Below are 5,676 nucleotides of genomic sequence, written 5' to 3'. Positions count from 1 at the left end.
ATCCCCTTGAGGTATCAAGGGGATTTTTTTATTTTGTGTTCTTTTTGAATATAGTAAAAGGTCGCTTGAGGACAGTAAAAATACATGGTTTCTATGATATCCTTCATGAGCTCTTTCTTTTGTGTTCTGCTAGTTTCCATTATTAAATCAGCTATTTTTATATGTTTCCAGCTTCGTCTTTTTTATGTTTTGACCGATAGGTTGGTAGAGTAGTCAACTTTATAACTGATCAGTTGCCGGTTAAAGTCCTACGAAAATGGTTAAGTCTGGTTTTCATTTACATACACTTTTACACTAGGAGGTTTATATGCCATAAACTGATCTAAGAGTCCATTTGGTTCTGTATCGACCATTGCTAGGGGACGATATCTTTCTTGTAAAAATTGTTCTTTTAACATGTGATCAAATAAACGGACTAGAGAGTCATAATAGTGATTAATATTGAGAAGACCACAAGGTTTTTGATGGAGTCCTAACTGAGCCCATGTATAGATTTCGAAAAATTCTTCCAATGTACCAGGTCCTCCTGGCAATGTAATAAATCCATCAGCTAGTTCGGTCATTTTTGCTTTACGCTCATGCATAGAGTTAACAATGATAAGTTCGGTTAAATTTTTATGAGAAATTTCTTTTTCCACTAGGAAACTTGGCATTACTCCAATGACTTGTCCACCTGCTGCTAATACAGAATCGGCCACTGCTCCCATTGTGCCAACACTTGCACCACCATACACTAATGTGAGTTTTCGCTCTGCCAGTACCTTTCCTAGTTTGGTTGCTCCTTCTAAATATTTTTCAGTCGCTCCTTTACTTGATCCGCAAAATACAGCTATGGTCTTCATTTTTTCCTCCTCTATACACATTCTCATGATAATTATATAGAATATGGGATGGAAAATCTGAAAGGAATGAAAGATAAATATGGATGTTACAGAATTTCAAAAATGGGTGAAAGATTATTATGATAGTAGAGGATGGTCTGAACTTGATATTTTTATCCGTATTGGATTTCTAGCAGAAGAAACAGGTGAAGTTGCTAGAGCCATCAGAGCGCTTGAAATAGGTAGAGATAGACCAGATGAAGGAGATAAATCAAGTGAGGAGAATAAACAGAATCTCAAGGAAGAGTTAGGGGATGTATTAGGAAATGTAATCGTAATTGCAAATAAGTATGGAATTTCTTTGGATGAGATTTTTCAACTGCATAAGCAGAAGCTTTTACATAGGTATACAAATGAATGAACACCCTTAAGTTTGCTAGTTAGTTTATATATAAAAGATGTCCAAAATCCTAGTATTTTGGACATCTTCGAAAAATACCATTAGAGTGGATCGTGTTCTGGAAATCACATTGTGCTGGTGTCAATCACGAATCGATATTTGACATCCGAAGCTAATACACGTTTGTAGGCTTCGTCAATTTGATCTGCTGAAATTACTTCAATTTTAGGGACAATGTTATGTTCTGCACAGAACTCTAACATCTCCTGAGTCTCACGGATGCCTCCAATCATGGAACCCGCAAATGAACGGCGATGACCAATGAGAGACATCACGTTTAGTGACAATGGTTCCCCAGGGGCACCGACATTAACCAATGTACCGTCAAGAGTAAGGAGACTGAAATAAGCGTCCATGTCGATCTTTGCACTTACCGTGTTAATAATTAAGTCAAAAGTTCCAGCAAGTTTTTTGAATGTTTCTCGATCGCTTGTAGCGTAGTAGTTATCTGCTCCGAATTGCAAACCGTCGTCCTTTTTGTTCAAAGATCGTGACAGAACAGTGACCTCAGCCCCCATTGCATGTGCAATTTTGACTGCCATATGACCAAGACCGCCCATCCCAACAACCGCTACTTTTTTACCTGGACCAGCTCCCCAATGATTTAATGGGGAGTATGTTGTAATACCAGCACAAAGTAAAGGTGCTGCGACATCGAGTTCAATATTATCAGGAATTCTAACTACGAAGTCTTCTGTAACGACAATATGGGTAGAATAACCGCCTTGAGTAGGTTCACCGTATTTATCAACACCAGCGTAAGTAGGGACATTTCCTTTGAGACAGTATTGTTCCACTCCTTTACGGCAGTTCTCACATTCGCCGCAGGAGTCAACCATACATCCGACCCCTACTCGGTCACCGATCTTGTACTTTGAAACCTCGGATCCTACCTCTGTAACAATTCCCGCTATCTCGTGTCCAGGTACGAGCGGATAGTTCACAGGGCCCCATTCACCGTGAGCAGTATGGATGTCAGAATGACATATACCTGCATATTTAATTTCAATCAAAACATCATGCAAATCAAGATCGCGTCTTTTAATTTCAGCTGATTGAAATGGTTTGTCTGGTCCATCGACAGCTCGTGCTTTAACATTTATCATAAATAATCCCTCCTGTGGATCATTTTCTTTTTTGTATTGGGTACAGACACACCTTACAACTTAAAGTTGACTTCAAGTCAAGCATATATAGGAAAATTTTTTTGCTGACTTATGCTTGTCTCTCTTCCATTTTCAATCTTTTTTCAGATCAGCCTCACTTGCCAGCAACTCACCATCATAACCCTCAATTTTTTTATTTAATTTCTTTATGGTTTCATCTATTTCTTTTCGCTTCTCAATCAATCGCTGTCTTTCATCCATAAGGATATTATTGCGAGCTTCTATGGTGCTATCTCCTGCGAGAAATAAAGTTGTATATTCAATCAACGATTCTATTGTTAATCCTGCATTTCGCATACATTTTATAAATTCGATCCATTTGAGATCATTTTCATCGTAATCGCGGATGCCACTTTTTTTTCTATTTACTGGTGGAATCAAACCCACGCTTTCATAGTATCGGAGTGTTGAAGCTGTGAGATCAAACTGCTTTGCGACTTGTGCAATATTCATTTTCTCACCTCGCTCTTTCATGCATTCCAATCTATCATTTAAAGTTAACTTTAAGTCAAGAAAATACACTGTATCTTTTTCTAAAGATTTATCACTTGTATTAAAGCTAATTTTGAGATTTATACTACCCTTTGTTGTGAACAAAATTGATAGGAAATAAATACCAGAAATGGCCGAAAGACAAACATAAGAAAATATATTGGAAGAGTTCGCGCCAATATTTGCGAAACTAAACGATGATGTTTTATCCGGTGAATCTATAAAGATAAAGGATAGTAGCAATGAAATATGGCAGATGAAAATCTAAGCAATAGCTCCATTGTTTTTACTGAGAGAAAAGGTAGAAGCAAACTTTATCAGTGGTACCTTTGCTCTAGGAGCCAAAATAACTGGAAATCTCATAAAATGGAACAAGTATTATTGGCTACAGGGTGGTACCAAGCAGAAGGAAAAGCCGCTCATCACTCAAAGCAGGAGATGGTGTAGTGAATATACCACCACATGTAAAGCATTGTCATGGAGCTACAAAAATAGTTGGTTTGTGCATTTAGCCATTACACTGGGAGAAACGGATTGGCTAAAACCAGTCCATGATGAAGTGATATAACCAATTATAAAAATAACGCATAGAGTCTGTATTTGACAGAAGAGTTAGCAAGTTGTAATTTTACAAAAAGATACTTTCTAAGAAAGAGAGGAAGAGTGGAATGTCGCAGGATAAAAAAGTTGCGCTTGTAACGGGCGGGAATCGTGGGATTGGATATGAACTAGTTAAACAATTGGCTTTGAATGGTTTTCAGGTTATTTTGACAAGTCGAAATCCAGAGATGGGCTATAAAGCAGCACAAAAACTCAAAGAGTCAGACCTGAGCGTTTCATTTTTGTTGATGGATGTCGATAATCAAGAAAGCATCCGGCAGGCAGCAAGTACAGTAAAGGAGCGATATGGAAGATTAGATGTATTGATTAATAATGCTGGTGTGTATTTGGATGAAAATGAAAAGTTATTGACGATGGATCCTTTCATTCTAGAGAAAACAATGGCAACCAATTTTTTCGGTGTATATCATGTTATCTATTCTTTTATTCCACTCATGCAAAAACAAGGCTATGGGAGAATCATTAATGTTTCATCTGGGTATGGGGAGATGAGAGAAATGACTGATCAAGGAGTAGGCGCCTATAAGTTGTCTAAACTAGCCTTGAATGGATTAACCCAATTGATAGCTGCTGAACTAAATGGAAATATCAAAATAAATGCAGTATGTCCAGGATGGGTAAGTACAGATATGGGTGGATCATCTGCTCCGAGAACTCCAGACCAAGCTGCAAAATCTATTCTATGGCTAGCGACTATTGGACGTGATGGACCTAATGGTGGGTTCTTCAGAGATGGAAAACTTATTAGTTGGTAATTCTATTTTAAAAAAAGAAGATGAGTGTGGTCTATAACTTTGCAATAATCCAGTTTTATTCGTTGAGTAGGATCAAGGAGCTAATATTAATCAATGTTGGATTACAATCGCAGCTTATGAATCTGCCAATAATGGATTATTTTTTACATCTGCTAACTTAGGAGTAACAACGGGAACATCCATGGAAGAAATTATTTAAATCCGAAACAGGCACACAATACATTGTATTCGTGGGGTAGTTATCATTGATATCGAGGTTGGCATTTATTTTCCTAAGAAACTATATAGTAATCCTAAAAGACCATTTTCCGGTTAAGATGCAAGGGTAAACGGAATATTATGATATAAAAAATTATCAGGTTCTACCTTCTTTATATTTGAGAAAAAAATCGGTCAAGGAATTACTTGGACATGTATGTGGAAGTTGCTTCAATGGTGATGATGTCCCGATTACATTAATTTTTACTATATTTTTATAACTAGATTAGCAGAGCTCTATAAGTAACACAAAAACCACTCATTCGAGTGGTTTTTCGTCCTAAGGATTATAATTAGAAGTTAAAAAACATTTAATCCAGCAAGAGTAGATGGTTTCGTACCCTCATTATTGTAATAGAAGCCAAATTCTAATGTATTTTTACCAGCCTTATATGTTATATAATAACCATCTTGCCCTTTTACTTCTTTAATAGGTTTTCCTAGTGTTCGCTTTACTTCTTTGTAAGTAATATCATAGTAACTTTTATCTGTTGAGTAGATCTTAACTACTTTTCCTTTTTCTGCAACTATATCCATACCTCTTTTACTATAATAGAGCCAATTTTCATCAGAACCCTCGTCTGGTTTACCCCATTTTTTTATAATATCCTCTGTCTTAGAGTGCACACCAAAATTTTCACTGTTGACTGTTTTACCTTGAGAAGCAAATTTTTCGATATTTATTATGGTTTGTTGATGGGATTGATGATGTTTCGATACTACAACTTTCGTATTTGGTGCTGCATGTGAAGTATTGATAGTTGTCAGACTAGTACTAGCAAACCGGCTGCTAATGTGAAAACCATTGCAGATTTTTTCCAATTTTTCATTTTTAACATCCTTTTCTTAGTGTCAATGTTAGGTTATGGAATATTGACTTTGAAATTATGTCTGAAATTCATTATATAGCAATGACTAGCTTCTTTCTGTTACATGTTTAGTCGTAGGTATTTCATTTATTTTAAATTGTATTTTATTCACATACGAAATAATTATTGGGTAGAAGAGGTGACAGGGTTTCTGTCAGTTATGATCCGTCAAATGTAGGTTTAATGGCACATTGTTTTGTCCATCTTCTGAAAGAGTGAGTACTAAAAAAAGAG

Annotated in this window: 6 protein-coding genes and 1 pseudogene; 3 read left to right on the top strand and 4 right to left on the bottom strand. The window is 36.4% G+C overall.

What is annotated here, in order from left to right:
• Positions 1 to 260: 260 nt before the first annotated feature.
• Positions 261 to 842, bottom strand: a complete 582-nt coding sequence (locus GSM42_RS20180; RefSeq protein ID WP_160803364.1) for an LOG family protein — start codon at positions 840 to 842, stop codon at positions 261 to 263.
• A 79-nt stretch (positions 843 to 921) separates the two neighbouring features.
• Here GSM42_RS20180 and GSM42_RS20175 point away from each other — a divergent pair, with 79 nt between their 5' ends.
• Positions 922 to 1,242, top strand: coding sequence for a MazG nucleotide pyrophosphohydrolase domain-containing protein (locus GSM42_RS20175; protein ID WP_160803363.1), 321 nt, complete (start codon positions 922 to 924; stop codon positions 1,240 to 1,242).
• Positions 1,243 to 1,346: 104 nt separating this feature from the next.
• Here GSM42_RS20175 and GSM42_RS20170 read toward each other — a convergent pair whose 3' ends face one another.
• Positions 1,347 to 2,387: an NAD(P)-dependent alcohol dehydrogenase gene (locus GSM42_RS20170; protein ID WP_160803362.1), complete on the bottom strand. Its 1,041-nt coding sequence runs from the start codon at positions 2,385 to 2,387 to the stop codon at positions 1,347 to 1,349.
• Positions 2,388 to 2,519: 132 nt separating this feature from the next.
• On the bottom strand, positions 2,520 to 2,900 hold the full coding sequence (locus tag GSM42_RS20165) for a MerR family transcriptional regulator (protein ID WP_160803361.1): 381 nt from the start codon (positions 2,898 to 2,900) through the stop codon (positions 2,520 to 2,522).
• 378 nt (positions 2,901 to 3,278) lie between these two features.
• Here GSM42_RS20165 and GSM42_RS20160 point away from each other — a divergent pair.
• Positions 3,279 to 3,507 (top strand): annotated as a pseudogene (locus tag GSM42_RS20160) (cupin domain-containing protein); the annotation flags it as partial.
• A gap of 100 nt (positions 3,508 to 3,607) precedes the next feature.
• Positions 3,608 to 4,315, top strand: coding sequence for an SDR family oxidoreductase (locus GSM42_RS20155; protein ID WP_160803360.1), 708 nt, complete (start codon positions 3,608 to 3,610; stop codon positions 4,313 to 4,315).
• Positions 4,316 to 4,873: 558 nt separating this feature from the next.
• On the opposite strand, the gene GSM42_RS20150 is transcribed toward GSM42_RS20155, so the two are convergent.
• Positions 4,874 to 5,395, bottom strand: a complete 522-nt coding sequence (locus GSM42_RS20150; protein WP_160803359.1) for a DUF4309 domain-containing protein — start codon at positions 5,393 to 5,395, stop codon at positions 4,874 to 4,876.
• Positions 5,396 to 5,676: the final 281 nt, after the last annotated feature.

Origin of the sequence: Shimazuella alba (assembly GCF_009831235.1) — a bacterium.
Classification (GTDB): Bacteria; Bacillota; Bacilli; order Thermoactinomycetales; family Thermoactinomycetaceae; genus Shimazuella; species Shimazuella alba.
The sequence above is the reverse complement of the archived record's forward strand: the minus strand, read 5'-3'. Positions and strand labels throughout refer to the sequence as shown.